The organism is Ramlibacter sp. bp-362 (assembly GCF_054956735.1).
In genome coordinates this window covers 393,035-418,605 of the sequence record NZ_JBUDXE010000002.1, presented here as the reverse complement: position 1 = coordinate 418,605, position 25,571 = coordinate 393,035, and the positions used below count along the sequence as shown (strand labels likewise).

General features: G+C 71.7%; 23 protein-coding genes. 11 read left to right on the top strand and 12 right to left on the bottom strand.

Features of this window, described 5'->3' with window-relative positions; translation table 11 throughout:
• The first annotated feature begins 55 nt into the window (after positions 1–55).
• Positions 56–319, top strand: coding sequence for a GlsB/YeaQ/YmgE family stress response membrane protein (locus tag ACY0MJ_RS04470; RefSeq protein ID WP_462637082.1), 264 nt, complete (start codon positions 56–58; stop codon positions 317–319).
• Positions 320–323: 4 nt separating this feature from the next.
• Here ACY0MJ_RS04470 and pyrF read toward each other — a convergent pair whose 3' ends face one another.
• The gene (gene pyrF, locus ACY0MJ_RS04465) at positions 324–1,148 is read right to left on the bottom strand and encodes an orotidine-5'-phosphate decarboxylase (RefSeq protein ID WP_462637081.1); all 825 of its coding nucleotides are present in this window, start codon (positions 1,146–1,148) and stop codon (positions 324–326) included.
• 42 nt (positions 1,149–1,190) lie between these two features.
• Here pyrF and ACY0MJ_RS04460 point away from each other — a divergent pair, with 42 nt between their 5' ends.
• The 5 genes from ACY0MJ_RS04460 (at position 1,191) to ACY0MJ_RS04440 (ending at position 8,865) form a co-directional block, all read left to right on the top strand.
• Entirely contained in the window at positions 1,191–2,081 is an 891-nt protein-coding gene (locus ACY0MJ_RS04460; protein WP_462637080.1) for a DMT family transporter, read from the top strand.
• A gap of 71 nt (positions 2,082–2,152) precedes the next feature.
• Positions 2,153–4,102, top strand: coding sequence for a PAS domain-containing hybrid sensor histidine kinase/response regulator (locus ACY0MJ_RS04455; RefSeq protein ID WP_462637079.1), 1,950 nt, complete (start codon positions 2,153–2,155; stop codon positions 4,100–4,102).
• A gap of 82 nt (positions 4,103–4,184) precedes the next feature.
• On the top strand, positions 4,185–6,065 hold the full coding sequence (locus ACY0MJ_RS04450; RefSeq protein ID WP_462637078.1) for a TonB-dependent receptor plug domain-containing protein: 1,881 nt from the start codon (positions 4,185–4,187) through the stop codon (positions 6,063–6,065).
• The gene (locus ACY0MJ_RS04445; RefSeq protein ID WP_462637077.1) at positions 6,062–6,622 is read left to right on the top strand and encodes a YfiR family protein; all 561 of its coding nucleotides are present in this window, start codon (positions 6,062–6,064) and stop codon (positions 6,620–6,622) included. Before ACY0MJ_RS04450 ends, ACY0MJ_RS04445 begins: the two co-directional genes overlap by 4 nt.
• Positions 6,622–8,865, top strand: a complete 2,244-nt coding sequence (locus ACY0MJ_RS04440; RefSeq protein ID WP_462637076.1) for an ATP-binding protein — start codon at positions 6,622–6,624, stop codon at positions 8,863–8,865. Before ACY0MJ_RS04445 ends, ACY0MJ_RS04440 begins: the two co-directional genes overlap by 1 nt.
• Before the next feature lie 3 nt (positions 8,866–8,868).
• Here the strand turns inward: ACY0MJ_RS04440 and ACY0MJ_RS04435 are convergent, their stop codons facing one another.
• The 3 genes from ACY0MJ_RS04435 to ACY0MJ_RS04425 all read right to left on the bottom strand — a co-directional run bounded on the left by ACY0MJ_RS04435 (position 8,869) and on the right by ACY0MJ_RS04425 (position 13,536).
• Positions 8,869–10,302, bottom strand: a complete 1,434-nt coding sequence (locus ACY0MJ_RS04435) for a multicopper oxidase family protein (RefSeq protein ID WP_462637075.1) — start codon at positions 10,300–10,302, stop codon at positions 8,869–8,871.
• A gap of 10 nt (positions 10,303–10,312) precedes the next feature.
• Entirely contained in the window at positions 10,313–12,544 is a 2,232-nt protein-coding gene (locus tag ACY0MJ_RS04430; RefSeq protein WP_462637074.1) for an alpha,alpha-trehalose-phosphate synthase (UDP-forming), read from the bottom strand.
• Positions 12,545–12,699: 155 nt separating this feature from the next.
• Entirely contained in the window at positions 12,700–13,536 is an 837-nt protein-coding gene (locus ACY0MJ_RS04425) for a M48 family metallopeptidase (RefSeq protein WP_462637073.1), read from the bottom strand.
• A 31-nt stretch (positions 13,537–13,567) separates the two neighbouring features.
• Here ACY0MJ_RS04425 and ACY0MJ_RS04420 point away from each other — a divergent pair, with 31 nt between their 5' ends.
• The 3 genes from ACY0MJ_RS04420 (at position 13,568) to ACY0MJ_RS04410 (ending at position 16,989) form a co-directional block, all read left to right on the top strand.
• Entirely contained in the window at positions 13,568–14,953 is a 1,386-nt protein-coding gene (locus ACY0MJ_RS04420) for an AmpG family muropeptide MFS transporter (RefSeq protein WP_462637072.1), read from the top strand.
• A 127-nt stretch (positions 14,954–15,080) separates the two neighbouring features.
• The gene (locus ACY0MJ_RS04415) at positions 15,081–15,794 is read left to right on the top strand and encodes a response regulator (RefSeq protein ID WP_462637071.1); all 714 of its coding nucleotides are present in this window, start codon (positions 15,081–15,083) and stop codon (positions 15,792–15,794) included.
• 10 nt (positions 15,795–15,804) lie between these two features.
• The gene (locus ACY0MJ_RS04410; RefSeq protein ID WP_462637070.1) at positions 15,805–16,989 is read left to right on the top strand and encodes a sensor histidine kinase; all 1,185 of its coding nucleotides are present in this window, start codon (positions 15,805–15,807) and stop codon (positions 16,987–16,989) included.
• Between the two features lie 245 nt (positions 16,990–17,234).
• On the opposite strand, the gene ACY0MJ_RS04405 is transcribed toward ACY0MJ_RS04410, so the two are convergent.
• Together ACY0MJ_RS04405 and ACY0MJ_RS04400 are read right to left on the bottom strand one after the other, a co-directional pair.
• Entirely contained in the window at positions 17,235–17,837 is a 603-nt protein-coding gene (locus ACY0MJ_RS04405; protein WP_462637069.1) for a carboxymuconolactone decarboxylase family protein, read from the bottom strand.
• The gene (locus ACY0MJ_RS04400) at positions 17,830–19,011 is read right to left on the bottom strand and encodes a YbfB/YjiJ family MFS transporter (RefSeq protein WP_462637068.1); all 1,182 of its coding nucleotides are present in this window, start codon (positions 19,009–19,011) and stop codon (positions 17,830–17,832) included. Before ACY0MJ_RS04400 ends, ACY0MJ_RS04405 begins: the two co-directional genes overlap by 8 nt.
• 65 nt (positions 19,012–19,076) lie before the next feature.
• Between ACY0MJ_RS04400 and ACY0MJ_RS04395 the strand changes: the two genes are divergently transcribed.
• Positions 19,077–19,937, top strand: coding sequence for a LysR family transcriptional regulator (locus tag ACY0MJ_RS04395; RefSeq protein WP_462637067.1), 861 nt, complete (start codon positions 19,077–19,079; stop codon positions 19,935–19,937).
• A 7-nt stretch (positions 19,938–19,944) separates the two neighbouring features.
• On the opposite strand, the gene arsC is transcribed toward ACY0MJ_RS04395, so the two are convergent.
• On the bottom strand, positions 19,945–20,304 hold the full coding sequence (gene arsC, locus ACY0MJ_RS04390; RefSeq protein WP_462637066.1) for an arsenate reductase (glutaredoxin): 360 nt from the start codon (positions 20,302–20,304) through the stop codon (positions 19,945–19,947).
• Positions 20,305–20,362: 58 nt separating this feature from the next.
• On the opposite strand from arsC, the gene ACY0MJ_RS04385 reads away from it, so the two are divergent.
• On the top strand, positions 20,363–21,349 hold the full coding sequence (locus tag ACY0MJ_RS04385; protein ID WP_462637065.1) for an NAD(P)H-dependent flavin oxidoreductase: 987 nt from the start codon (positions 20,363–20,365) through the stop codon (positions 21,347–21,349).
• 11 nt (positions 21,350–21,360) lie between these two features.
• Here ACY0MJ_RS04385 and waaF read toward each other — a convergent pair whose 3' ends face one another.
• From waaF to ACY0MJ_RS04360, 5 genes are read right to left on the bottom strand one after another with little or no spacing between them, the layout of a single operon-like run.
• Complete coding sequence (waaF, locus tag ACY0MJ_RS04380) at positions 21,361–22,344, bottom strand: lipopolysaccharide heptosyltransferase II (protein ID WP_462637097.1); 984 nt, start codon at positions 22,342–22,344, stop codon at positions 21,361–21,363.
• 16 nt (positions 22,345–22,360) lie between these two features.
• The gene (locus ACY0MJ_RS04375) at positions 22,361–22,579 is read right to left on the bottom strand and encodes a zinc-finger domain-containing protein (protein ID WP_462637064.1); all 219 of its coding nucleotides are present in this window, start codon (positions 22,577–22,579) and stop codon (positions 22,361–22,363) included.
• 8 nt (positions 22,580–22,587) lie between these two features.
• Positions 22,588–23,523: a branched-chain amino acid transaminase gene (locus ACY0MJ_RS04370; protein ID WP_462637063.1), complete on the bottom strand. Its 936-nt coding sequence runs from the start codon at positions 23,521–23,523 to the stop codon at positions 22,588–22,590.
• Between the two features lie 40 nt (positions 23,524–23,563).
• Positions 23,564–23,986 (bottom strand): glycerate kinase, encoded by a 423-nt coding sequence (locus ACY0MJ_RS04365; RefSeq protein WP_462637062.1) that lies wholly within the window; start codon positions 23,984–23,986, stop codon positions 23,564–23,566.
• Positions 23,983–25,527 carry a BCCT family transporter gene (locus ACY0MJ_RS04360; RefSeq protein WP_462637061.1) on the bottom strand — a complete coding sequence of 515 codons (1,545 nt, stop codon included), beginning with the start codon at positions 25,525–25,527 and terminating at the stop codon, positions 23,983–23,985. Before ACY0MJ_RS04360 ends, ACY0MJ_RS04365 begins: the two co-directional genes overlap by 4 nt.
• Positions 25,528–25,571: the final 44 nt, after the last annotated feature.

Genomic DNA, 25,571 nt, shown 5'->3' with positions numbered 1-25,571 from the left:
TGCGGGCCGCCAGCCTTCCTAGCATTCCCCGGTACCAACTCGTCGGGAGAAATGCATGTCGATCATCGGCACCATCATCGTCGGCTTCATCGTGGGCCTGATCGCCCGCGCGCTGAAGCCGGGCAACGACAGCATGGGCATCATCATGACCACCCTGCTGGGCATCGCGGGTGCCTTCGTCGCCCGCTTCCTGGGCCAGGCGTTGGGGCTCTACGGCCCGAACGAGGCGGCCGGCTGGATCGCCTCGATCATCGGGGCGATCATCCTGCTGTTCGTGGTGGGCATGGTCCGCGGCCGCTCGCACGACCGCGTGCGCTGAGGCCTCAGGGACGCGCGGCGGCCAGCAGGTCGCGCGTGCGCTGCGCCTCGCGCCGCGCCGCCTGCGCGTAGTCCTCGCCCGCCGACGCATAGAGGATGGCGCGCGAGGAGTTCACCACGATGGGCCCGTCGGCGCGCCAGCCCGCCTTCACCGTCGCCGCGGCGTCGCCGCCCTGCGCGCCCACGCCGGGGATCAGCAGCGGCACCGTCGGCGCGAGCGCGCGCACGCGCTCGATTTCCGCCGGATAGGTGGCGCCGACCACCAGCCCCAGCTGCCCGTTCAGGTTCCAGGGACCCTGCGCCAGGGCCGCGATGTGCTCGTAGACGCGCGGCTGCCCGTCCACCGAAGCGAGCCGCTGGTTCTGCAGGTCGTCGCCGCCGGGGTTGGAGGTGCGGCACAGCAGGAACGCGCCCTTGTCCCCGTATTTCAGATAGGGCTGCACCGAGTCGAAGCCCATGAAGGGCGACAGCGTCACGGCGTCGGCGCCGTAGCGCTCGAAGGCTTCCTTCGCGTACTGCTCCGCGGTCGAGCCGATGTCGCCGCGCTTGGCGTCCAGGATCACCGGCACCTGCGGGAAGCTCGCGCGCAGGTGCTGCACCAAGCGCTCCAGCTGCGCCTCGGCGCGGTGCGCGGCGAAGTAGGCGATCTGCGGCTTGAAGGCGATCACCAGGTCGCCGGTGGCGTCGGCGATGCGGGCGCAGAAGTCGTAGATGCGCCCCGCGTCGCCCTTCAGGCCGGCCGGGAAGCGCGCCGGCTCCGGGTCGAGCCCGACGCACAGCATGGAGCCGCTGCGCTGCTGCGCGGCGCGCAGCATCTCGAGGAAGGTCATGGCCTGATTCTAGGAGGGCGGGGCACGCCACAATGGCGCCCCATGCCCGCCCTGTCCCGCCAGCAACTCGTCGTCCTCGCCTTCCTCACCCTGATCTGGGGGATCAACTGGCCGGTCATGAAGCTGGGCGTGACCGGCTACCCGCCGCTCACCTTCCGCGCGATCTCCATCTGGCTGGGACTGCCGGTGCTGGCCCTGGGCCTCGTGCTGCTGAAGGTGCCGTTCACGATCCCGCGGCGGCACTGGCGCGAGCTGCTGTGGCTCACCACCACCAACATGTTCATCTGGCACGTGTGCATCATCCTGGCGGTGCGCACGCTCTCCAGCGGGCGCGCGGCCATCCTGGGCTACACCATGCCCATCTTCTCGGCGGTGATCGGCGCGCTGTTCTTCGCCTCGCCGCTCGGCCGGCGGGCCTGGCTGGGCGTGAGCGCCGCCGCCCTGGGCGTGCTGCTGCTGCTGTGGCACGAGCTCACGCACCTGGCGGGCCGGCCGGTCGGCGTGCTGCTGGCGCTGGTGGCGGCCGCCTTCTGGGCCTTCGGCACGCAGACCCTGCGCCGCACCCGCATCCCGGTGCCGGCACTGACCATCGCCTTCTGGATGACGGCGCTCACGGCCGTGCTGATGGCGGTGCTGGCCCTGTTCGAAGCCGGCCGCTGGCGCTGGCCCGACGCGCCCGTCACCGGCGCCATCCTGTTCAACGCGGTGCTGGTCTTCGGCTTCGCCCAGGCGGCCTGGATCTATCTCGCCCGCAACCTGCCGCCGATCGCCTCCACGCTGAGCGTGATGCTCATTCCGGTGCTGGGCGTGTTCAGCGGGGCCCTCTGGCTGAAGGAGGCGCTGCACTGGCAGGACTGGGCGGCAGTCGTACTGATGGTTGTAGCGATCGCCTCGGTCCTCTGGCCCGCCCGCGCGGCGCGGCCGGCGTTGTAGGACAGCGCCGCATTTGCGCGACCGTTTCTTCTGCCGGGCCGTCGGCGGTCGGGATAATGGGCGGCTCCCCCATGACCACATCCGCCCCGCCGATTCCGGAGAAGGACCTCGAACAGCGCTTCCAGCTGCTGGTCGACGCCGTGACCGACTACGGCATCTTCATCCTGGACCCGGAGGGCCGCATCGCGTCCTGGAACAGCGGTGCCCAGAAGCTCAAGGGCTGGGAGCGGGACGAGATCGTGGGCCGGCACTTCTCGGTGTTCTACCCGCCGGAAGCCATCGCCACCGGCTGGCCGGACGAGGAATTGCGCCGCGCCCGGGCCCAGGGCCGCTTCGAGGACGAAGGCTGGCGCCTGCGCAAGGACGGCTCGCGCTTCTGGGCCAACGTCGTCATCACGGCGCTGTACGAGCCGGATGGAACGCTGAGCGGCTTCGCCAAGATCACGCGCGACCTGACCGAGCGCCGGCGCCACGAGGAGGCGCTGCGCGCCAGCGAGGAGCGCTTCCGGCTGCTGGTGGAGAGCGTGCGCGACTACGCGATCTTCATGCTGGACCCGCAGGGACGCGTCCAGAGCTGGAATGCGGGGGCCGAAGCGATCCTCGGCTACCCGGCCGGGGACATCGTGGGACGCCACTTCGGTGCCTTCTTCCCGCCCGAGGCCCAGGAGGCGGGCAAGCCCGAAGCGGAACTGCGCGAGGCCCTCGCGGCCGGCCGGGTGGAGGACGAGGGCTGGCGCGTGCGCAAGGACGGCTCCGTGTTCTGGGCCGACGTGGTGGTCACCACCGTGTACGGTGCCGACGGCGACCTGCGCGGCTTCGCCAAGATCGTGCGCGACATGAGCGAGCGTCGGCGCCTCGAGGAGCTGGAGCAGTCGAGCCGGCGCATGAGCGAGTTCCTGGCCATGCTGGCCCACGAGCTGCGCAACCCGCTGGCGCCGATCCGCAACGCGGTCACCATCATGCAGCTGGAGACCCTCACCAGCCCGGTGCTGCGCAACTGCCGCGACGTGATCGACCGGCAGCTGACGCACGTCACGCGGCTGGTGGACGACCTGCTGGACGTCGGGCGGCTGACCACCGGCAAGATCAAGCTGCGCAAGGAGCTGGTGCGCCTGTCCGACGTCGTGGCCCGCAGCGTCGAGACGGCGCGGCCGCTGATCTCGGCGCGGCGCCACCAGTTCACGATGGAGCAGCCGGACCAGCCGGTCTACGTGCACGGCGACCCGACGCGGCTGTCGCAGGTGCTGCAGAACCTGCTGGTGAACGCGGCGAAGTACACGCCCGAGGGCGGCCGCATCTCGCTGACCGTCTCGGCCCGCGACGGGGTCGGCTACCTGGTCGTGCGCGACAACGGCCGGGGCCTGGCGCCGGAGCACCTGGAATCCATCTTCCAGCTGTTCAGCCAGGCCGAGGCGGCCAACTCCTCCGCCTCGGAAAGCGGATTGGGCATCGGCCTGACGCTGGCACGCACGCTGGCCGAGATGCACGGCGGCATGATCGAGGCCGCCAGCCCGGGGCCGGGCCAGGGCAGCACCTTCACGGTCCGCCTGCCGCTCGCACCGGCCGACGACGTGCAGCAGGAAGAGGAAAGGCGCGAAGGCCCCTCCGGCGGCCTGCGCGTGCTGGTGATCGACGACAACCGCGACTCGGCCGACAGCGCCACGGACGTGCTGCGGCTGCTCGGCAACGAGGTCGAGTCGGCCTACGACGGCCAGGCGGGCATCGTCGCCGCCCGCCGCCTGAAGCCCCACATGGTGCTGCTTGATCTCGCCATGCCGGGCATGGACGGCTTCGAGGCGCGCCGGCGCCTGCGCGAGCAGAGCGGCGTGCTGACCCCGTTCCTGGTGGCCATGACCGGCTTCGGCAACGAGGAAGACCGGCGGCGCACGCAGGATGCCGGCTTCGACGGCCACCTCACCAAGCCCGTGGAACTCGACGCGCTGGTGGGCCTGCTGAACGAGGCGCGCCGCCGCGCCGGGCTGTCGGTGGACGGCAACGAAGCCGCTGCCCGCGCCGTGTAGGACAAGGGCGACAGATCAGCAGGGCCACCCCGGTCGGCGAGTCCGCTTGACTACCATCGACGCTTTCGTCGGGGGGCCTCTCATGCCACTTTCCATCTGCGGCAAGGCAGCGCTGCTGCTGGCCGGGCTGGCGCCGGCCCTGGCAGGCGCGCAGCTCCTGGCCGCCGCCGGCAGCGGGCTGGCGGAGCTCAGCCTCGAGGAGCTGAGCGAACTGCCGGTCACCTCGGTCTCGGGGCGGCCGCAGAGCCTGCGCAGCGCGCCGGCCTCCGTCTTCGTGATCACGGGCGAGGACATCCGCCGCTCCGGGGCGATCAGCCTGCCCGAGGCGCTGCGGCTCGCGCCGAACCTGCAGGTCGCGCGGCTGAACGCCAGCCAGTACGCCATCTCCGCCCGCGGCTTCAGCAACGGCATCGCCAACAAGCTGCTGGTGCTGATCGACGGGCGCACGATCTACTCGACGCTGTTCTCCGGCGTGTTCTGGGACTACCACGACCTGGTGCTGGAGGACATCGAGCGCATCGAGGTGATCAGCGGCCCGGGCGGCACGCTGTGGGGCGCGAACGCGGTCAACGGCATCATCAACGTGATCACGAAGACCGCCGCGTCCACGCAGGGCACGCTGGTGACCGCCACCCGCTCGAACCACGGCGGGCAGGAAGCGGCGCGCTGGGGCGGCCGCATCGCGCCTTCCACCTACCTGCGCCTGTACGGCCTGGCGCTCGACCGCGACAACACGCGCACGCAGGCGGGGGCCGAGCGTGCCGACGACTTCAGCAAGCGGCAGGTCGGCTTCCGCCTCGACCACCACGCGGGCAGCGACCAGCTGACGGTGCAGGGCGACGCGTTCGAGGGCGGCGACGCACCGGGCAGCGGCATGGCGCCGGAGATGTTCGGCGGCAACCTGCTGGCGCGCTGGGAAAGCCGCTTCGGCGACGGCAGCCCCTACCGGGTGCAGGCGTACTACGACCTGCAGGCGCGCGACGAGACGCTGGGCTTCCACAACCGCGCCGCGGCGGTCGACCTGCAGTTCACGCACGAGCCCCTGATGCCCGCGGGCCAGCAGCTGCTGTGGGGCGGCGGCTACCGGCACGGGCGCGACGAGAACGACACCACCCTCTTCGTCCGCTTCGATCCCGAGGATCGATCGCTCTCCTGGGCCAACCTGTTCGTGCAGCACCAGCTCGACCTGGGACGCCGCTGGCAGCTCACGTCGGGCGTGAAGGCGGAGCGCAACAGCTACACGGGCCTCGAGTGGCTGCCCAGCCTGCGACTCGCCTACCAGCACGCGAACGAGGGCAGCACCTGGGTGGCCGCTTCCCGGGCGGTGCGGGCGCCGGCGCGCGTCGACCGCGACTTCTTCTTTCCCGGCAATCCGCCCTTCATCATCGCCGGCGGCGACGGCTTCGAATCCGAGACCGCCAACGTGCTCGAGATCGGCCACCGCGGCCAGCTCCGGCCCAACCTGACCTACTCGCTGACCGCGTTCCGGCAGAACTACCAGGGCCTGCGTGCCGGCCGCGGCATGCCCGCCGTGGTGGCGAACCGCATCGCCGGCTTCAGCCAAGGCGTGGAGGCCTGGGCGCAGTGGCAGCCCCTGGAAAACGCGCGCTTCAGCCTGGGCTACCTGGGGCAGCGCAAGAAGCTGCACTTCAGCGAGGGACCGCCCGATCCCGTCAGCATCCCCAACCTGGGCAACGACCCGCAGCAGCAGTGGAAGCTGCGCGCGCAGTTCGACCTGCCGCGCCAGACCGAGCTTGATCTCTTCGTGCGCCACGTCGGCACCCTGCCCGCGCCGCGCGTGCCCTCGTACACGGTGACCGACCTGCGCCTGGGCTGGCAGGCCACGCCGCAGCTGGAGCTGTCGCTGATCGTCCGCAACGTGTTCGATCGCGAGCACGTGGAGTTCAACGACGCAAGCGAATTCGGGCGCGGCATCTTCCTGAGGGCGGTGCTGCAGCTGTGACGACGCGCCACCTCCCGCGCCGCACCTGGCTCGCCCTCGCGGCGGGCCTGTGCGCCGTGCGCGGGCGCCTGGCGCGCGCCCAGCAGGGCCTCGGGCTGGTGCGCGAAAGCGCGGTGAAGGCGGCCTTCCTCTACAAGTTCGGCAGCTTCGTCGACTGGCCGCCCGGCGTGTTCCGCTCGCGCGTCGCGCCCTTCGTCATCGGCGTGTACGGCGACGACGCCGTGGCGGGGGAGCTGGAGCAGATCACGTCCGGCCGCGACCTGGAGGGCCACCCGGTGAACGTGCTGCGCGTGCGTGGCGCCGAGGACGCGCGGGGCGTGCACGTGCTCTACGCCGGCGGCCCGCGGGCCAGCCGCGCGCGCGAGATCCTGGCCAGCGTCCGCGGGCCCGTGCTCACGGTGGCGGACGGCCCGCTCGCCGGGACCGACCCCGTGCTGTACTTCACGCAGGACGAAGGCCGCGTGCGCTTCGTCGCCTCGCTGAGGGCCGCGGCCGCGCGCGGGCTGAAGCTCAGCTCCAAGCTGCTGGCCGTCGCGCAGGACGTGGAGGGCCGCTGATGCGCATAGCGAGCGCCCGGAGCATCCGCCACAAGCTCAACCTGATCCTGCTCGCGACGGTCGGCCTCGCGCTGCTGCTGTCGGCGGCATCGCTGCTGCTGGTGGAAGCGCGCAAGGCCTGGCGTGACGCCGAGGCCGACCTGGCCGGGCAGGCCGAACTGGTGGGCCTCGCGAGCGAGGCGGCCCTGGCCTTCGGCGACCGCAAGGTGGGCGAGCAGACGCTGCGCGTGCTGCAGGCGCAGCCGGGCGTGGCCGCGGCGGCGCTCTACGACAAGCAGGGGCAGCTGTTCGCCTGGTTCCTGGCCGGCGACGGCGGCTCGGCCGACGTGCCCGCCGCCGTGCCGCCGCCGGGCCTGCGCTTCGGCTGGACCATGGCCACCATCGTGCGGCCGGTGGTCTCCAACCGCGAGGCGATCGGCACCGTCTACGTGCAGTCGCGGCACGGGCTGGTGGCGGAGATCTCGGAATACATCGGCTGGCTGGTGGCCGTGACGGTGGCGAGCCTGTTCGGCGCGCTGCTGCTGGCGCACCGGCTGCAGAAGTCGATCACCGGGCCCATCGAGGACGTGAGCCGCGTCGCCCGCACGGTGCTGGACCGCGGCTCCTTCGACGTGCGCGCGACGCGGCGCAGCGAGGACGAGGTGGGCCAGTTGGTCGACGCCTTCAACGCCATGCTCGACGAGCTGGGGCAGCGGGCCCGCGTGCTGCAGGAGGCGAACGCCGCCCTGTCGGCGAGCGAAGCGCGCTACCAGCTGGCGGCGCGCGGCTCCAGCGCCGGCCTGTGGGACTGGGACATCACCGGCGGCACCATGTTCCACTCGCCGCGGCTGAAGGCGCTGCTCGGCTACACGGAGCAGGAGTTCCCCGACGAGCCCGACGCGCTCGCCGCCATCATGCATCCCGACGACCTGCCCGGCGTGCGCGCCTCGCTGCGCGCGCACCTGTCGCACGACGTGCCCTACCAGGCCGAGTGCCGGCTGCGGGAGAAGAGCGGGCGCTGGCGCTGGTTCCTGGTCACGGGCATGGCGCTGCGCGACGCGCAGGGGCGCGCCTACCGCGCGGCCGGCTCGCTGATCGACATCTCCGAACGCAAGCAGGGCGAGCTGCTGCTGCAGCAGTCCAACCAGGCCAAGGACGAATTCCTGGCCACGCTCGCGCACGAGCTGCGCAACCCGCTGGCGCCGCTGCGCACCGGGCTGCAGATCCTGAGGAAGCCCAACGTGCCCGCCCCGGTGCAGCAGCGCACGCTGCAGACCATGGACCGGCAGCTCGCGCACATGGTGCGGCTGATCGACGACCTGCTGGACATCTCGCGCATCAACAGCGGCAAGATCCGGCTGGAGCTCGCGCGCAGCTCGCTGCGCGCCGCGCTGCAGACCGCGCTGGAACTGGCCCGGCCCTCGATCGACGCCGCGGGCCACGCGCTGCACGTGGAGCTGCCGGACCCCGACATCGAGCTGCAGGGCGACGAGACGCGCCTCGCGCAGGCCTTCGGCAACCTGCTGAACAACGCGGCCAAGTACACGCCGCCGGGCGGCGAGATCCGCCTGCGGGCCTGGCAGGAAGGCAGCGAGGCGCGCGTGGAAATCCGCGACAACGGCATCGGCATTCCCCCCGACATGCTGGAGAAGGTGTTCAGCCTGTTCACCCAGGTGGCGCCCGCCGGCGCGCAGGCGAGCGCCGGGCTCGGCATCGGCCTGTTCCTGGTGCGCAGCCTGATCCAGATGCACGGCGGCACGGTGACGGCCGCGAGCCCCGGCACGGGCCAGGGCAGCATCTTCACCGTCACCCTGCCCTGCCTGCCGCCCGCGCTGCCGGAGACCGGCGCGCAGGGCGACGAGGAAGGCGCCGGCGCGCAGCCGGGCGCGCCCGCGCGCGTGCTGGTGGTCGACGACAACCTCGATGCGGCCGACACCCTCACCACCTTCCTGGAAATGCTGGGGCTGCAGGTGCGCAGCGTGCACGACGGCGCCGAGGCGCTGCCGGCCGCGCAGGCCTTCGATCCCGACGTCGTGCTGCTGGACATCGGCCTGCCGGGCATGGACGGCTACGAGGTCGCGCGCGCCATGCGCGCCGACCCGCAGGTGGGCCGGGTGCACCTGATCGCGCTGACCGGCTGGGGCGCCGAGGACGACCGCCGCCGCGCGCTCGCGGCCGGCTTCGACCACCACCTCACGAAGCCCGTGGACCTGACGGTGCTGGAGGACCTGCTGCGGCGCGTGCAGCTGGAGCCGCGCGCCTGATGTTCAGGTCACGCTGAACTGGCCCATCATGCCCGCGTCCTCGTGTTCGAGGATGTGGCAGTGGTACATGAAGGGGCTGGCCGCGGCGGCCGGCTGCGTGAAGTGCACGAGCAGCTGCACGGGCGCATCGACCAGCACCGTGTCGCGCCGGCCGGCGTCCTGGGCCGAGGGCGGGCCGCCGTCGCGCCGGAGCACCTCGAAGTGGACGCCGTGCATGTGGAAGGGATGCTGCATGTCCATCATCATCCCGGGCTGGCTGGAGACCTCCCAGATCTCGACGTCGCCGAGCTTCACCTGCTGGTCGACGCGGTCCATGGCGAAGGGCTGGCCGTCGAAGCCCATGCCCATGTCCATGCCGCCCATGCCCATCCCGGGCATGCCCATGGTCATCGTCAGGCGGCGGCGCCGGCGCACGCGGCTCTCCGGGATGCTGTCCCACCGCGCCAGCCGGGGCGGCGCGCGCCGCACGCCCGCCTCGCCCTTCTGCGGCGCGAAATGCAGCAGCGGCTGCAGCGCGATGGCATCGACGCCGCGCGCCGGCAGCATGCCGGCCGCATGCGTGCCCAGCATCGCGGCCTGGCCGTCGGAGAAGTCCACCAGCAGTTCGGCCCGCTGGCCCGGCGCGAGCAGCAGGCGCTTGCGCGTCACCGGCGCGCGCAGCAGGCCGCCTTCGGTGGCGATCCACTGGAAACTGCGGCCGTCGGCGAAGGCCAGGTCGAAGATGCGCGCGTTGGCCGCGTTGAGCAGCCGCAGCCGCACCAGCGCCGCCGGCACCCGGGCGAGCGGCCCGGGCGCGCCATTGACCAGCAGCGTGTTGCCGAAGGCGCCGTGCATCTGCGTCATCATCCCGCGCGGATAGAGCATGCGTCCGCTGCGGTCCAGGAAGCGGTCCTGCAGGATCAGGGGCAGGTCGTCCACGCCGTAGCGCGAAGGCAGGCCCAGCGCCTGCTCCTCGGCGTCGGTGACGATCAGCATGCCGGCCAGCCCGGCATAGACCTGCTGCGCGGTGCGCATGTGGGGATGCGCGTGGTACCAGCCGGTGGCGGCCGGCTGGCGCACCGGCAGCACGGGTTGCCACGTGCCGCCGTCGGGCGCGATCTCGTTGTGGGGCCCGCCGTCCACGTCGGCGGGCACGAGCAGGCCGTGCCAGTGCACCGTCGTCGCTTCGGGCAGCCGGTTGCGCACGATCACGCGCGCTTCGCTGCCGGAATGCATCCGCAGCGTGGGGCCCAGGAAGCTGCCGTTGTAGCCCGCCGTCGAACTGGGCGCGCCGGCGCCGAAGCGCGTGAGCCCCGGCTGCGCATCCAGCCGCAGCGGCCCCGCCGCCGCGTCGAGCAGGGGCGGCACCGGGAGCGCCGGGCGGTCCTCCTGCGCGCGCGCGCCGCCGGCCAGCCCGGCGAGCGAGACCGCATGGACGAAGCGGCGGCGGCTCAGCATGGTCGCGACCTCAGTCCACGCGGTGGCGCTGCACGCGCTCGGAGACGCGCTGGCGCAGGCGCAGCCGCGCGGCGTCGGCCAGCATGCGGCCCGCCCAGCGGTACACGTTGAACTCGTACACCGTGCTGCGCAGGCTGCCCATGCGCTCGCGCTGCTCCGCCGCCGGCATGGTGAGCGCCTGGTGCAGCGCGTCGGCGGTCTCCTCCACGTGGTAGGGGTTCACCACCAGCGCTTCCGGCATCTCGCGCGCGGCGCCGGCGAAGCGGCTCAGGATCAGCACGCCGCGCTCGTCGTCGCGCGCCGCCACGAACTCCTTGCACACCAGGTTCATGCCGTCGTGCAGGCTGGTCACCATGCAGACGTCGGCGGCGCGGTACAGGCGCGTCACCTGGTCGTGGTCGTGGTGCTGCGCCAGCAGCCGCACCACGGGCGCCTCGGGCCGCCCGAAGCGCGCGTTGATGCGCTCGGTGGTGCGCTGGATGCGCTCCTGGAAGGCGCGGTATTCCTCCAGCGCGCCGCGCGAAGGCGCCGCCACCTGCACGAAGGTGAAGCGGTCCTGCCAGTCGGGGTGCTTCTCCAGCATGCGCTCGACGGCGTTCAGGCGCTCCAGGATGCCCTTGGTGTAGTCGAAGCGGTCGACGCCGACGCCGACCCGGTGGTGGCTGGGGATGCCCAGCCGCTCGAACAGCTCGGCGCGGCACTGGCCGGGCGACGGCCACTCGCGCGCTTCCTCGGGCGAGGGCCACTCGATCGAGATGGGGTAGCTCTCCACCAGCGTCTGCTCGCCACCGAAGGTGATCGTGGAGTGCTCGTGCTCGATCCGCGCCTCGAGGTAGCGGTCGACCGTCTCGATGAAGTTCTTGCAGTGGAAGCGCGTGTGGAAGCCCAGGATGGTGCTGCCCAGCATGCCTTCCAGGATCTCGCTGCGCCACGGGCAGATGCCGAAGGATTCCGGGTTGGGCCACGGGATGTGCCAGAAGGTCAGGATGGTCGCGCGCGGCAGCTTGCGCCGCACCATGGCCGGCAGCAGCGCGAAGTGGTAGTCCTGCACCAGCACGATCGGGTCCTCGCTGCGCGCCTCGGCCACCACCGCGTCGGCGAACTTCTGGTTCACGTCGCGGTAGTACTCCCAGTCCTGCTCGCGGAACACCGGCCGCACGTGCGCCACGTGGCACAGGGGCCAGAGCCCCTCGTTGGCGAAGCCGTAGTAGTAGCCCTGCTCCTGCTCGTCGGTGAGCCAGACGCGGCGCAGCTGGTAGTCGTCCTCGCCCGGCGGCAGCGCGACGCGATCGTGGCGGTCCACCGCCTGGCGGTCGCCGCTGCCGCTGCCGTGCGCGATCCAGGTGCCGGAGCAGGCGCGCATCACCGGCTCCACGGCGGTCACCAGGCCGCTGGCGGGACGCCGCACCTTCATCTGCCCGTCGTCGCCGACCTCGTGGATGTAGGGCTCGCGGTTGGACACCACGATCACCTGGTCGCCGCGCAGCTGCGTCTTCAGCAGCGTCTGCAGGCGCTCGGCCGTCCAGCCCTGCTCGGGCCGCGCCACGCGCCGGTATTCGTCTTCCAGGTCGCGCAGCCGCTCGCGCAGGTCGGCCGCCAGCGGCGCCAGTTCCGGCGCCGGCGGCACGATGGGCCGCAGCAGGCCCTCGCCGCGCAGCAGCGCCTGCGCGCCCGACACCCAGCCGCGCCAGCTCAGCTGCGCCACGATCACGGTGACCAGCGCGATGGCGCCGCCCAGCGCCGCGATCAGGATGATCAGGTACTTGCGCGTGTCCTGGCTGCGCCGCTCGATGAAGCTCAGGTCGTGCATCAGCACGAGCTCGCCGGCCGGGCCGTTCTCGCCCACGATGGGGTGGTAGCTGACGTGCACCGGCCCGCCCTCGATGTCGATGTCGGCGGTGCGCGCGCCGGCGATCTCCTTGGCCTGCTCGCAGGTGAGGTCCTTGGGGAAGCGCGAGGTGCGCCGCAGCACCTGGCCGCTGGGCGAGCACCAGCCGATCGCGACCAGGCGCTCGTCCTGGAGCGCGCGGTCGAAGATCGCCTGCAGCTTGCGCCCGCGCGTCTCGGAGTCCGTCAGCGAGTCGGACAGCGCGTTCGCCACCAGGTTGCCCCGCATGTCGAGGTCGCGCGCGAACCAGCGCAATGTGAGCTTGTCCATCAGCGGAACGGCCAGGTAGGCCGTGCCCGCGAGGATGATGACCAGGGGCACGAGGAAGCGGAGTTGCAGTCGGAAGGTCTTCAACAGGGGAGGTCCCGGTAGAGTCAGAAACAATACATTCTGACAAAACCTTTACGGTCGAGCTCCGGGAGGCTGGTTTCGTCATCCTCGCGAAGGCGAGGACCCAGGGCTTTCGGGAGCCCTGGGTTCCCGCCTCCGCGGGAACGGCGGGTGAGGGATCAGCGGCGCGCGAGCGCCTGCCGGTACAGCGCTTCGACGCGCGGGATGTTGTCCTGCAGCCGGCGCAGCCGGTCCGGGCCGGTCGGGTGCGTGGAGAGGAAGGCAAGGCCGCTGCCGTCGCCGGATTCGCGGCCCATCTTCTGCCACAGCGACACCGCGGCCTGCGGCGCGAAGCCGGCCCGGGCGCCCAATTCCAGGCCGACCAGGTCGGCCTCGATCTCGTCGTCGCGGCTGAATTTCAGCGTGAGCAGCTGCGTGCCGATGCTGGCGGCGACGTCGCCCAGCTGGCCCAGCCCGAACAGCTGCGCGCCCAGCGACAGCAGCGCACTCGTGCCCTGGCTCTTGGCGATGCGTTCGCGCGCGTGCTCGCGCAGCGCGTGGGCCATCTCGTGGCCCAGGACCATGGCGACTTCATCGTCCGTCAGCTGCAGCTTGTCGAGCAGGCCCGTGAACACCGCGATCTTCCCGCCCGGCATGCAGAAGGCGTTGACGGACTTGCTGCCGATCAGGTTCACTTCCCATCGCCACTCGCGCGCCCGCGCGTTCCAGCGCGGCGCGTCTTCGATCAGGCGCGCGGAGATCGAACGCAGGCGCCGCAGCTGCGCATTGCCTTCGGGCGCCAGCGCGCCCTTGCTGCGCGCTTCCTGCAGCAGCTCGTTGTACTGCTGCGTGGCCGCGACTTCCAGCTCGTCGGCCGGCACGAGGGTGCGCAGGCGCGAGCTCTCGCCCACGTCCACCTGCGCCAGCGCCGGGCCCGCGACCGCCGCTCCCGCGGCCAGCAGGAAGGCCCGCCTGGCCATCCAGGGCGAGGAGCTGGCAGCACAGAGTCGGCACATGGGCGAATAATACGGAGGAACCAAGGACCCCATGTCAGACCCAGCCGCCAGTTCCGACCAGAGCCCGCCTGCAGCCCCTCCGCCGCCACGCCGCAAGCGCTCGGCCCTGCAGGTCCTGCGCGAACTGCGCCAGCCCAAGGTGGCCGTGATGCTGGCCCTGGGCTTCTCCTCCGGCCTGCCCTTCCTGCTGACGGCCAACACCTTCGGCTACTGGCTGCGCGACGAGGGCACCAGCCTGGTCGCCATCGGCTTCATCTCGTGGGTCGGCTTCGCCTACGCCTTCAAGGTGTACTGGTCGCCGCTGGTGGACCGCATCGACGTGCCGCTGCTCGGGCGACTGGGACGGCGGCGCGGCTGGATGCTGCTTTGCCAGATCCTGGTGGCGATCGGCCTGCTCGGCATGTCCTTCGTGGGCGTGTCGGCCGGGCTGGGCGCGATCGGCGCGTTCGCGCTGCTCACCGCCTTCGCTTCCGCCACGCAGGACATCGCGATCGACGCCTGGCGCATCGAGGCGGCTTCGGATTCCGAGGAGGTCGGGCTGCTCACGTCGGCCGCGCAGCTCGGCTACCGCATCGCGCTGCTCGTGACCGACGCGGCGATCATCGCCGCCGCCGCCCGCATCGGCTGGGCGATGTCGTACGTGGCCATGGCCGTGCTGATGGCCATCGGCATCGTCGCGACCTTCCTGGCCTTCGAGCCGGCGCGGGCCGAAGTGGTGCTGCACAGCAAGCCGCCGCTGTGGTCCGCGCGCGGCCTGCTCGACGCGGTGATCGGCCCCTTCGTCGACTTCTTCCGCAAGCACAAGACCGCCGGCCTGGTGATCCTGCTGATGGTGGCGCTGTACCGGCTGCCCGACTTCGTCATGGGCCCCATGTACAACCCCTACTACCACGACCTCGGCGTCAGCAAGGACACGGTCGCGGTGGTGCGCGGGTCCTTCGGGCTGGTGGCGACCTTCCTCGGCCTGGCGGCCGCCGGGATCACGGCCATCCGCATCGGCATGCTGCCGACGCTGATCGTCGGCCTGGTGCTGGAGGCGCTGGGCACGGGCGCCTTCGCCCTGCTCGCGCTGCACGTGAACGACGTGCTCTTCGCGGCCATCATGTCGCTCGACGCCTTCGCGCAGGCCTTCGCCGGCGTGGCCCTGGTCACCTACATGTCCAGCCTCACCAGCCTGGGCTACACGGCGACGCAGTACGCGATGCTGTCGTCCACCTATGCCCTGCTCGGCAAGTTCCTGAAAGGCTTCTCCGGCGTGGCCGTGGAGTCGATGACGCCCACCTACGGCCTGCTGGGGGCCTATGCGACGGCCTTCATCGGCACGGCGCTCACGGCCATCCCGCCGCTGCTGCTGATCCTCGTGCTCTGGAAGATGCAGGGCCGGCAGGGAACCGGGGCCGACCCGGCCTCCCGCTGAGCCACACCGGGCGAGACGGCCGTTTACCAAACTTTACGGCGGGTTCAAGCGGGGGCGATGGGTCCGCCCGACCATGGGCCGCAAGGCCGGCCGAGGTGGCGGGCCAAGGACTTACCATCTCTTTCCCATGCAGCAACTCCTGATGATCGAAGACGACACCCGCCTGGCGCAGATGGTCGGCGAGTACCTCGAACGGTCCGGCTTCGGCGTGACCCACGCCGCCGACGCCCGCGCGGGGCTGGAGCTGCTGGAGGCGCCGCCCTCCGGCGCGGCCCCCGACCTGGTGGTGCTCGACCTGATGCTGCCCGACCTGGACGGCCTGGAAGTCTGCCGGCGCGTGCGGGCGCTGCCCGGCGAGACCGGCAAGGTGCCGGTGCTCATGCTCACGGCCAAGGGCGACCCGATGGACCGCATCGTGGGCCTGGAGCTGGGCGCCGACGACTACCTGCCCAAGCCCTTCGAGCCGCGCGAGCTGCTGGCGCGCATCCGCGCCATCCTGCGCCGCCGCAGCGACGGCGCCGCGGCCCCGGCCAAGACCATGCGCTTCGGCTCGCTGGAGATCGACCGGGACGCCCGCACCGTCACGGTCGGCGGCAAGCCGGCCGAGCTGACCTCCTACCAGTTCGACCTGCTGGTCGTGCTCGCCGAGCGCGCCGGCCGGGTGCTGACGCGCGACCAGATCATGGAGGCCGTGCGCGGCCGCGAGCTGGAGGCCTTCGACCGCTCGATCGACGTGCACATGGGGCGCATCCGGGCCGCCATCGAGGCCGACCCCAAGAACCCCAAGCGCATCGTGACGGTGCGCGGCGTGGGCTACGTGTTCGCCAAGCAGCAGGACTGACCCGGGCCCGATGACCGCCTGGAACGCGCACTGGCGCTTCCCCCTCTACCTGCGCATCTGGCTGGCCGTGATCGTCGCGGTCGGCCTGCTCACGGTCGCCTTCGGCTGGCTGTGGCGCCTGAATTCCGAGCAGGTGCCGATGCGCGAGGTGATCATCCGCAACGAGGCCGACGAGATCCTCGGCCAGAGCATGGTGCGGCCCTCGCGCGTGCCCGGCCAGGGGCTGGAGTTCGACGTGGCCATGAAGGACGGCAGCACGCTCACCGTGCAGCTGCCGCCCCGCCACCGCCCGCGCGGCGACAGCGGCCGGCGCTGGCTGCCGCGCGGCTCCACCGGCTTCCTGTGGATGCTCGGGATCGTCGCGCTGGCCGTCGCCGTGGGCAGCTACCCGATCGTGCGGCGGCTCACGCTGCGGCTGGAGGAACTGCGCCGCGGCGTCGAGCGCTGGGGCGAAGGCGACCTGAGCGCGCGGGTGCCGGTGCGCGGCCGCGACGAGGTCGGCTTCCTGGCCAACCGCTTCAACCACGCGGCCGAGCGGGTCGAGTCCCTGCTGAAGGCGAACAAGTCGCTGCTGGCGAACGCCTCGCACGAGCTGCGCTCGCCGCTGGCGCGCATCCGCATGGGGCTGGAGCTGATGGACCCGGAGCCTTCGGCGCGCACCCGCGACGAGATCACCCGCAACATCGCGGAACTGGACCAGCTGATCGACGAGATCCTGCTCGCGAGCCGCCTCGACGCCCGCGCGGACGACATGGGCACCATCGAGGCGGTGGACCTGACCGGCCTGGTGGCCGAGGAAACGGCCCGTTCCGGCGCGGAGCTGGACGAGGCGGAATCCGAGCAGGCGATGGTGGTGCAGGGAGTGGCCAAGCTGCTGCGCCGGGCGATCCGCAACCTGCTGGAGAACGCGCGGCGCTACAGCGGCGGGCCGGTCACGGTGAGCGTCACCCGCCGCGGCCGCAGCGCCGTCGTTCGGGTCTGCGACCGCGGCCCCGGCGTGCCGGAAAGCGAACGCGAGCGCATCTTCGAGCCCTTCTACCGCCTGAAGGGCGCGAGCGAGCGCGAGGGCGGCGTGGGGCTGGGCCTGGCGCTGGTGCGCTCGATCGCCCAGAGGCACCACGGGACCGTCCACTGCGAGGCCAACCCGGGCGGCGGCGCCTGCTTCGTGCTCGCGCTCCCCTGTGAGCAAACGTAACGCGTGGTAAAAGACTTGCGCGGGCGCTCGCCAAGCGCGCCGAAATTCACGAAGATGAATTCCTGACCGGCGCCACGGAGCGTCCCAGGCATCCCCCGAAAGGGGGATGGACGCGGCGGCCAGGCCCACTAGAGTTGCAATCACTGTCACGCATCGTCGGACACACGAGATTCAAGTCTCCCAACGACGTCCTTCCAAGGACTTGATACAGCCACCGCAAGGTGGCTGTTTTTTTGCCCGGTCGCTCACGCGGGGAAGGCATCCAGCCCCGGTTCGGCGCCGGCCTTCGCCGGCGTGCGGGCGACGTTCATCACCCAGCTCACCATCGCGAAGTAGCCCACCAGCGTGGCCAGTTCCACCACGCCCTGCTCGCCGAAGGCCTCCAGCACGCTGGTGTAGGTCGGGTCGCTGACGCCGTTCGTTTGCAGCAGCTCGCGGATGAAATCCAGCGCCGCCTCCTCGTCGCCCGCCAGTGCTTTCGGCCGCGCCCCGGCGCGCACGGCCTCCAGCGCCGCCGCCGACACGCCGGCCTGCCGCGCGAGCGGCGCGTGCATGGTCCATTCGAACTGGTTGCCGACGTGCCGCGCGACCGCGCAAGTCGCCAGTTCGCGCACGCGGGCATCGAGGACGCTGCCGAAGCGCAGGTATTCGCCCAGCGTGGCGACGCGCTCCATCAGCACCGGGCTGCGCAGCAGGGGCAGGAAGGGACCGTACACGCCCTTGCGGGGCCCTGCGATGAGGGCTTGTGCGGCTTCGCGCTGCGCCGGCGTCAACGCATCGGCCGGCGGCATGGGAAGGCGTTCGGCCGCGCCTTGCGCGTGGCCCTGGGGAAGCGCGGATTCAGGCATGGATCGTCTCCGGGAAGCGGGAGGAAAGCCGCCACAGCCAAGCGCCGCTCGCGAGCAGGCCGGCCGCGGCCAGTTCGAGCGACAGCGGCAGCGCGCGCGGGCCGAGGCCGACGCGGTGGAGGAGCGCCGGCAGCAGCGGGCCCGCGATCTGTCCCAAGGCGAAGGCCGCGGTGATGCGGCCCACCTGGCGCGCCGCGTCCGCTGGCGCACGGGCGCGCACCTCCTGCACGCCGGCCAGCGTGATCACCATGAAGGTGCCGCCCACGAGCAGCGCGCAGGCCGCGATGGTGAACGCGTTCAGCCACAGCGCCGGCAGCAGCACGCCGACGCCCATGAGCAGCTGGCTCGCGGCCCAGGCCGGCAGCCGGCCCGTGCGGCGGAACCACCGGGGGGCTGCCAGCGTGGAGAGCGCCGCCACCGTGCCGAACACCGGCCAGGCGAGGCCGAACCAGCGCGGATCGTCGACGACCTGGCGCGCCTGCTCCGGCAGGAAGGTGGCCGGCAGGATGTAGCCGAAGCCCATGAGCCCGTAGCAGGCGACCAGGCCCGCGGCGCCGCGCGCATCGCCCGCTGGGGGCTGGGCGGCAGGCGGCATGGTCGTGTCAGTGGGCACGCGGGCCAGCACCCACGCGACCGGCAGCGCGAGCGCGCCGGCGAGCACGCCCAGGTGCACCCACAGGGCGGCCGCACCCACGCCCCACGCCGCGGCGGCCAGGCAATAGAGCCCGGTGAGCGCGATACCGGCGCCGACGCCGGCATACACGCGGCCGCCCAGGTCGACGTGGCCGCCGCGGGCCAGCGCGCCCAGTGCCCAGACGCTGGTCGCGACGAACACCCACGCGGACGCGGCGCCCGCGAGGAAGCGCAGCCCCAGCCACGTCCCCGCTGCCGGCCACGCCATCGCGGCGGTCGACCCCGCCGTCAGCGCGAGCGCCACCGCGGCCAGCCCGCGCGGGCCGAGCGGCAGGCGCGCGGCGCTGAGCGCGCCGAGGAAGTAGCCCAGGTAGTTGGCCGCGGCCAGCCAGCCGGCCCAGGCGATGGGCAGGCTGCCCTCGCGCAGCATCAGCGGCAGCAGCGGCGTGAAGGCGAAGCGGCCGATGCCCATGGCGGCGGCCAGCGACAGCAGGCCGGCCAGGGCCAGGGTGCGTGGATGGGGCGGGCGGGTGTTCCGCATGGCCCCGATTGGAGCCAGAATGGGCCTGCCGCACAAATGAATAAATCTGGAGCTTTGTTCTCGCCATGAGAAGCATCGACCTCGACAGCCTGGAGATCTTCCGCACCGTGGCGCAGGAAGGCGGCGTGATCCGCGCGGCCTGCAAGCTGAACCGCGTGCAGTCGAACGTGACGACGCGCATCAAGCAGCTGGAGCAGCGCCTCGGCCGGCCGCTGTTCCGGCGGCAGGGCCGCGGGCTCGTGCTCTCGCCCGAGGGCGAGCTGCTGCTGTCGTATGCGCAGCGGCTGTTCCGGCTGGCCGACGAGGCGGAGAGCGAGCTGAAGAGCGGACGCGCGGTCGGCGTGCTGCGCCTGGGCGCGCTGGAGAGCACGGCGGGCAGCCGCCTGCCGGCCATCCTGGCGCGCTTCCACCGCCTGCATCCCGGCGTGGTGGTGGAGCTGGTGACGGGCACCACCGGCGCGCTGCTGCAGCGCGTCGCGAACTTCGAGATCGAGGCAGCGTTCGTGTCGGAGCCCTTCGCGCCGGGCGCGCTCGCCTCGCGCAAGGTGTTCGAGGAGGAACTCGTGCTCATCACGCCGCGCGAGCTGGGCGCGGTGCGGCGCGCCGCGGACCTCGCGGGCCTCACGCTGATCGCCTTCGCCGACGGCTGCTCGTACCGCAAGCGCGTGGAGGAATGGCTGGGCGCCTCGGCGCTGATGCCGGCGCGCACGCTCGAGTTCGCGTCCTACCAGGCGATGATCGCCTGCGTGGCGGCGGGCACCGGCTTCGCGATCGTGCCCCGCTCGCTGCTGGCCACGCTGCGCTCAGCCCAGGACGTGCGCCAGCACGAGCTGCCGGCGCGCGTGCGGCGCAACCACACGCACCTGGTCTGGAACGGCGTGCCCTCGACCAGCCTGCTGCGCCTGCAGGAACTGCTGCCGGCGTGAAGCGCGTTCAGGCCGGGGGCAGGATCGTCCGCACTTCCTCCGCGGGCCGGCACATCTTCGTGCCGAGCGGCGTCACCACCACCGGCCGCTGCAGCAGGATCGGGTGCTGCACGATGAAGTCCAGCAGCTGGTCGTCGCTCCACTTCGGGTCGGCGAGCCCCAGCTCCGCGTACGCCGCTTCCTTCTCGCGCAGGATGGAACGCACGGGCACACCCATGGCGGCCACCAGCGCGCGCAGCTGCTCCTTCGTCGGCGGCGTCTTCAGGTACTCGATCACCCGCGGCTCGCGGCCGCTTTCCCGGATCGTGGCGAGGACGTTGCGCGAGGTGCTGCAGGAGGGGTTGTGGTAGATCGTGATGTCGGTCATGGCGGCATCATGCCCCGGCCCGCGCCAGGGCCTCGATGACCCGGCGCAGAATGCGGCCATGAAGACGCTCGCCCGCTCCCGCTTCTCGGAACTGTTCGGACTCTCCACCCCCGTCGCGCTCGCGCCCATGGCGCTCGCCGCCGGCGGCGAACTCGCGGGGGCCTGCGCCCGCGCCGGCGCGCTGGGCCTGGTCGGCGGCGGTTACGGCGACCTGGCGTGGACCCAGCGCGAGGTCCGGCTCGCGCTGGAACGCGGGCCGCGCGAGCGCATCGGCTGCGGCTTCATCACCTGGAAGCTGGCCGAGGATGCGTCGGCGCTGGACTGGGCACTGGAGCAGAAGCCGCGCGCCCTGATGCTCTCGTTCGGCGACCCCCGGCCTTACGCGCAGCGCATCGCGCGCAGCGGCGCCGTGCTGGTCTGCCAGGTGCAGCAGCTCGCGCAGGTGCCGGTGGCCCTCGAGGCGGGCGCGGCCGTGATCGTCGCGCAGGGCGGCGAGGCGGGCGGGCACGGCATGAACGCGCTGAACGGCCGCGCGACCATGAGCTTCGTTCCGGAACTGGCCGACTGGCTGGCGAAGCGCGCGCCGAACGTGCTGCTGCTCGCGGCCGGCGGCATCGCCGATGGCCGGGGCCTGGCGGCTTCGCTGGTGCTGGGCGCCGACGGCGTCGTCGTCGGCTCGCGCCTCTGGGCCACGCGCGAGAGCCTGGCGGCCACCGGCGCCAAGCAGCAGGCCGTGGAGACCGACGGCGACGGCACGGCGCGCAGCGCGATCTTCGACATCCTGCGGCGCAAGAACTGGCCGGCGCCCTACGACTTCCGGTGCGTGCGCAATGCGCTGCACCGCGAGTGGGAAGACCGCGTCGAGGCGTTGCGGGCGGATCCCGAGGCGGCGCGGGCGGAGTACGAGGCGGCGGTGAAGGCGGGCGACTACACGAAGGCGCACGCGACGGTCGGCGAGGCAACCGGGCTGGTGCATGACGTGCCGGGGGCGGAGGAGGTCATCGGGCGCATGACGCGCGAGGCGCGGGAGCTGCTTGGCGGCTGACGCCACCGGATTCACGCGCCCATCAAGGTCCTTACCCGCTCCGGCTTCACGTCATTGAGACACCGGAAATGCCCCAGCGGGCACTCCCGCTGGAAGCACGGCGCGCAATCCAGCGGCGGCAGGTAGTCCGGGTCCTGCTTCAGCCAGACCACCTGCGCCTTCGCGTTCAGCGGCGGCGTGTGCAGCGGGCTCGACGATCCGTACAGCGCCACCTGCGGCACGCCGAAGGCGGCGGCCACGTGCATCAGGCCCGAGTCGTTGCTGACCACGTGGCCGGCGCCCGCGATCAGCGCGAAAGCCTCCATCAGCGAGGTCTGGCCGGCGAGGTTGCGCGCGTGCTGCGGCGCCAGGGTCCGGATCGCCTCGCACAGTTCCGACTCCTTGCCCGACCCGAGCAGCAGCACCGGCTGCGCCAGCTGCGCGGCCAGCGCGCCGAAGTGCGGCCAGCGCTTGGCGGGCCCGTATTCGGCGCCGGGCGCCATCACCACGTAGGCGCGGCGCTGCAGGCCGTGCTTCCGCAAGGCCGCTTCGACCTCGGCGTCGGGCAGCGCCAGCTGCGGACGGTCGCCCGCCAGCCCCTCCTCGCCGCTCAGGGCCGAGTAGAAGGCCACCATCGGCGGCTTGTCCTTGGGATTCTTCAGCCGATGGGTGAGCAGGCCCACCCGCGCCTCGCCCAGGTAGCCGACCCGCCGCGGGATGCCGGCCAGCAGCGGAAGCAGCGCGCTCTTGAGCGAATTGGGCAGGACGTAGGCGGTCTCGAAGCGGCCGTGGAGTTCCCTCGCGAGCGCGCGGCGCGCCTTCAGTTGCAGGCCGCCGTGGCGGAAGGGGAACTCGATCACCGCGTCCACCTGCGGCATCGCCCGGTAGACCGGCGCCACCCAGGGCAGCGCGCCCACCGTGAGCCGCTCGCCGCGCGCATGCAGCCGGCGCAGCAGCGGCTCGGTCATGACCGCGTCACCGATCCATTGCGGCGCGATGATCAGCGAGGCAGAAATTGGAATCTGACCCCAATTAGTGGCCGGCGAAGTGCTCGCCTGCGCGCAGCTTGTAGACGGTGCCGCAATACGGGCACTTCGCCGCGCCGCTGGCGGCCAGGTCCAGGTACACGCGCGGGTGGTTGTTCCACAGCTTCATGCCGGCCGCCGGGCTCGGGCAGAAGATGCCGCCATTGGCGTTGAGGTCCCTGGCGCCCAGTTCGACGACGACTTCTTTTCTCGCGGGAGTGCTCATCGTTCGGTTCAGACGCGCGTCAGCCAGTGGGCGTACTTGGGATTGCGCCCGTTGACGATGTCGAAGAAGGCGTTCTGGATGCGCTCGGTCACCGGGCCGCGGCGGCCGATGCCGATCTGCACGCGATCGAGCTCGCGGATCGGCGTCACTTCGGCGGCGGTGCCGGTGAAGAAGCACTCGTCGGCGATGTAGACCTCGTCGCGGGTGATGCGCTTCTGCACGACCTCGATGCCGAGGTCCTTGCAGATGTGCAGCGTGGTGTTGCGGGTGATGCCGTTCAGCGCGCCGGCCGACAGGTCGGGCGTGTAGACCACGCCGTCCTTGACGATGAACACGTTCTCGCCGGCGCCTTCGGCCACGAAGCCCGAGGCGTCCAGCAGCAGGGCCTCGTCGTAGCCGTCGTCCAGGGCCTCCATGTTGGCCAGGATCGAGTTGCTGTAGTTGCTGACCGCCTTGGCCTGCGTCATCGTGATGTTCACGTGGTGGCGGGCGTAGCTGGAGGTCTTGACGCGGATGCCGCGCTGCAGGCCTTCCTCGCCCAGGTACGCGCCCCAGGGCCAGGCCGCGACCATCAGGTGGATGGTGTTGCCGCGCGGGCTGACGCCCAGCTTCTCCGAGCCGATCCAGACCAGCGGGCGGATGTAGCAGGACTCCAGCTTGTTGGCCTTGACGACCTGCTTCTGCGCCTCGTTCACCTGCTCCTTGGAGAAGGGGATCTGCATGCGCAGGATCTTGGCGCTGTTGAACAGGCGGTCGGTGTGCTCCTGCAGGCGGAAGATCGCGGTGCCGTTGACGGTGTTGTAGGCCCGCACGCCCTCGAACGCGCCGCAGCCGTAGTGCAGCGTGTGCGTGAGGACGTGGATCTTCGCTTCGCGCCAGTCGACCAGTTCGCCGTCGATCCAGATCTTGCCGTCGCGGTCGGCCATGGAGGGTGCCGGGCTCATGAGGTTGTCCTTGTGGGTGGAATTCGCGGAAACGCCGATTTTACGGCGCGGGCGATTCGCCCTGCTCCGGCGCGCCCTGCGGGCGGAACAGCTCCCATTTCACCAGCTTGCCGTCGGCGAATTCGCAGGTGACGCTGGAGCCGCTGCCGTCGGTCCAGCGGAACACCTCGGGCTGCTGGTCGTTCGGGCTCAGCTGCTCGCCGATGGCGCGGGTCATGGCCAGCACGTGCAGCAGGTTCACCTTGGGGCGCAGCTTCGCATTGAGCATCACCGCGCTGTCGCAGTACCCGACGGGCCGGTTGGCGGCGCGCTGCAGCACCTTCATCATGCGGGTGAAGTGCAGCAGCATCCACATGACGATGCCGCCGACGGCCAGGGCGACGCCGGGCCAGCCCCAGGTGCGCCAGGCGAGGGCGACGAAGGCGATGCCCAGGAGGGGAACGAGGATCTTCTGCAGGTTCATGGCCCGGATTCTGCCCGGGGCGCCTCGTCCTTCAGCAGCTCGCGCATCCGGCGGCGCAGCGCCCGCTCGCGCCGGCGCTCCTCCTCCCAGTCGTGGGCGATGGCGCGCGTGACCGAGACGGCCATCAGCACCACCACCACGGTGAAGGGCAGCGCGAACACGATGGTGGCGGTCTGCAGGGCCTGGATGCCGCCGGCCAGCATCAGGCTGGTGGCGATCGCCGCCACGAGCACGCCCCAGGCCAGCTTCACGCGGGCCGGCGGGTTGGGATTGCCGCCGGTGCTCATCATGCCCAGAACCAGCGTGGCCGAGTCGCCCGAGGTGACGAAGAACACCACCACCAGCACGGTGGCGACCACGGACATGACGGCGCCGAAGGGCATGGCGGAGAACATCGCGAAGATGGCCGTGGACACGTCCGACTGCACGGCCGCCGCCAGCGGCACGCGGTCGAAGATCTCCATGTGCAGCGCGGTGCCGCCGAAGACCGAGAACCAGGCGAAGCCCACCAGGGTGGGGGCGAGCACGGTGCCGAGCAGGAACTCGCGGATCGTGCGGCCGCGCGAGACGCGCGCGATGAACAGGCCCACGAAGGGCGACCAGGACAGCCACCAGGCCCAGTAGAAGATCGTCCAGTCGCCGACCCACGAGCTCTCGCGGAAGGGCGTCATGCGCAGGCTCATCCGGATCAGGTCGCTCAGGTAGCTCCCGAGCGTCGTGGTGAAGGTGTCGACGACGGAGATCGTGGGCCCCAGCAGCAGCACGGCCAGCGCCAGCAGCCCGGCCAGCACCAGGTTGCCGGAGGACAGCCACTTGATGCCGCGCTCCACGCCGCTGAGCGCCGAGGTGATGAACAGCACCGTCGTCACCACGATGATGAGCACCTTGGGCAGGTTCCCGATGGGCACGCCGAACACGGCGTTCAGCCCGCTGTTGATCTGGCTGGCGCCCATGCCCAGCGATGCGGCGACGCCGAAGGCGGTGGCGACCACCGCCAGCACGTTGAACAGCGGCGAGAGGCGGCGCACGACGCGCCAAGGCAGCGCCTCGGTCGCGGTGCTCACGAGTGCCGTGCCGCCGCGGCGGAACTGGAAGAAGGCCATGGCCAGCCCCACGACGCCGTAGATCGCCCAGGGATGCAGCCCCCAGTGGAAGAAAGCGTAGCGCATGGCGGCGTTGGCGGCCTCCGGCGTGCCCGTCACCAGGCCCGGCGGCGTCGTGGCGTAGTGCGACAGGGGCTCGGCGACGCCCCAGAACACCAGGCCGATGCCCATCCCGGCGGCGAACAGCATGGAGAACCAGGCGCCGGTGGAGAACTGGGGCTCGTCGTCCTCGTCGCCCAGCTTCAGGTCGCCGTAGCGGCTGGCGGCGAGCACGATGGCCAGCAGCACCAGCCCCAGCACCACCCACAGGTACAGCCAGCCGAAGTTGCGCGTGATGACGGCCAGCGCGCCGTTGACGGCCGCTTCCAGGCTGGCGGGCGCCAGCAGCCCCCACAGCACGATGAGGCCGATGGCGCCGGCCGAGAGGATCAGTTGCATGCGGGTCCTTTCGCGGCGCAGTATCCGCGAACCCGCGGCGGCGC

What these genes read in the sequence shown, in the direction of transcription:
- ACY0MJ_RS04450 (WP_462637078.1), top strand. Translation starts at nt 4,185, where the DNA reads ATGCCACTTTCCATCTGCGGCAAGGCAGCGCTGCTGCTGGCCGGGCTG.
- ACY0MJ_RS04360 (WP_462637061.1), bottom strand. Translation starts at nt 25,527, where the DNA reads ATGCAACTGATCCTCTCGGCCGGCGCCATCGGCCTCATCGTGCTGTGG.
- ACY0MJ_RS04455 (WP_462637079.1), top strand. Translation starts at nt 2,153, where the DNA reads ATGACCACATCCGCCCCGCCGATTCCGGAGAAGGACCTCGAACAGCGC.
- pyrF (WP_462637081.1), bottom strand. Translation starts at nt 1,148, where the DNA reads ATGACCTTCCTCGAGATGCTGCGCGCCGCGCAGCAGCGCAGCGGCTCC.
- ACY0MJ_RS04370 (WP_462637063.1), bottom strand. Translation starts at nt 23,523, where the DNA reads ATGAGCCCGGCACCCTCCATGGCCGACCGCGACGGCAAGATCTGGATC.
- ACY0MJ_RS04410 (WP_462637070.1), top strand. Translation starts at nt 15,805, where the DNA reads ATGACCGCCTGGAACGCGCACTGGCGCTTCCCCCTCTACCTGCGCATC.
- ACY0MJ_RS04375 (WP_462637064.1), bottom strand. Translation starts at nt 22,579, where the DNA reads ATGAGCACTCCCGCGAGAAAAGAAGTCGTCGTCGAACTGGGCGCCAGG.
- ACY0MJ_RS04385 (WP_462637065.1), top strand. Translation starts at nt 20,363, where the DNA reads ATGAAGACGCTCGCCCGCTCCCGCTTCTCGGAACTGTTCGGACTCTCC.
- arsC (WP_462637066.1), bottom strand. Translation starts at nt 20,304, where the DNA reads ATGACCGACATCACGATCTACCACAACCCCTCCTGCAGCACCTCGCGC.
- ACY0MJ_RS04425 (WP_462637073.1), bottom strand. Translation starts at nt 13,536, where the DNA reads ATGTGCCGACTCTGTGCTGCCAGCTCCTCGCCCTGGATGGCCAGGCGG.
- ACY0MJ_RS04365 (WP_462637062.1), bottom strand. Translation starts at nt 23,986, where the DNA reads ATGAACCTGCAGAAGATCCTCGTTCCCCTCCTGGGCATCGCCTTCGTC.
- ACY0MJ_RS04460 (WP_462637080.1), top strand. Translation starts at nt 1,191, where the DNA reads ATGCCCGCCCTGTCCCGCCAGCAACTCGTCGTCCTCGCCTTCCTCACC.
- ACY0MJ_RS04420 (WP_462637072.1), top strand. Translation starts at nt 13,568, where the DNA reads ATGTCAGACCCAGCCGCCAGTTCCGACCAGAGCCCGCCTGCAGCCCCT.
- ACY0MJ_RS04405 (WP_462637069.1), bottom strand. Translation starts at nt 17,837, where the DNA reads ATGCCTGAATCCGCGCTTCCCCAGGGCCACGCGCAAGGCGCGGCCGAA.
- ACY0MJ_RS04470 (WP_462637082.1), top strand. Translation starts at nt 56, where the DNA reads ATGTCGATCATCGGCACCATCATCGTCGGCTTCATCGTGGGCCTGATC.
- ACY0MJ_RS04415 (WP_462637071.1), top strand. Translation starts at nt 15,081, where the DNA reads ATGCAGCAACTCCTGATGATCGAAGACGACACCCGCCTGGCGCAGATG.
- ACY0MJ_RS04395 (WP_462637067.1), top strand. Translation starts at nt 19,077, where the DNA reads ATGAGAAGCATCGACCTCGACAGCCTGGAGATCTTCCGCACCGTGGCG.
- ACY0MJ_RS04440 (WP_462637076.1), top strand. Translation starts at nt 6,622, where the DNA reads ATGCGCATAGCGAGCGCCCGGAGCATCCGCCACAAGCTCAACCTGATC.
- ACY0MJ_RS04435 (WP_462637075.1), bottom strand. Translation starts at nt 10,302, where the DNA reads ATGCTGAGCCGCCGCCGCTTCGTCCATGCGGTCTCGCTCGCCGGGCTG.
- ACY0MJ_RS04400 (WP_462637068.1), bottom strand. Translation starts at nt 19,011, where the DNA reads ATGCGGAACACCCGCCCGCCCCATCCACGCACCCTGGCCCTGGCCGGC.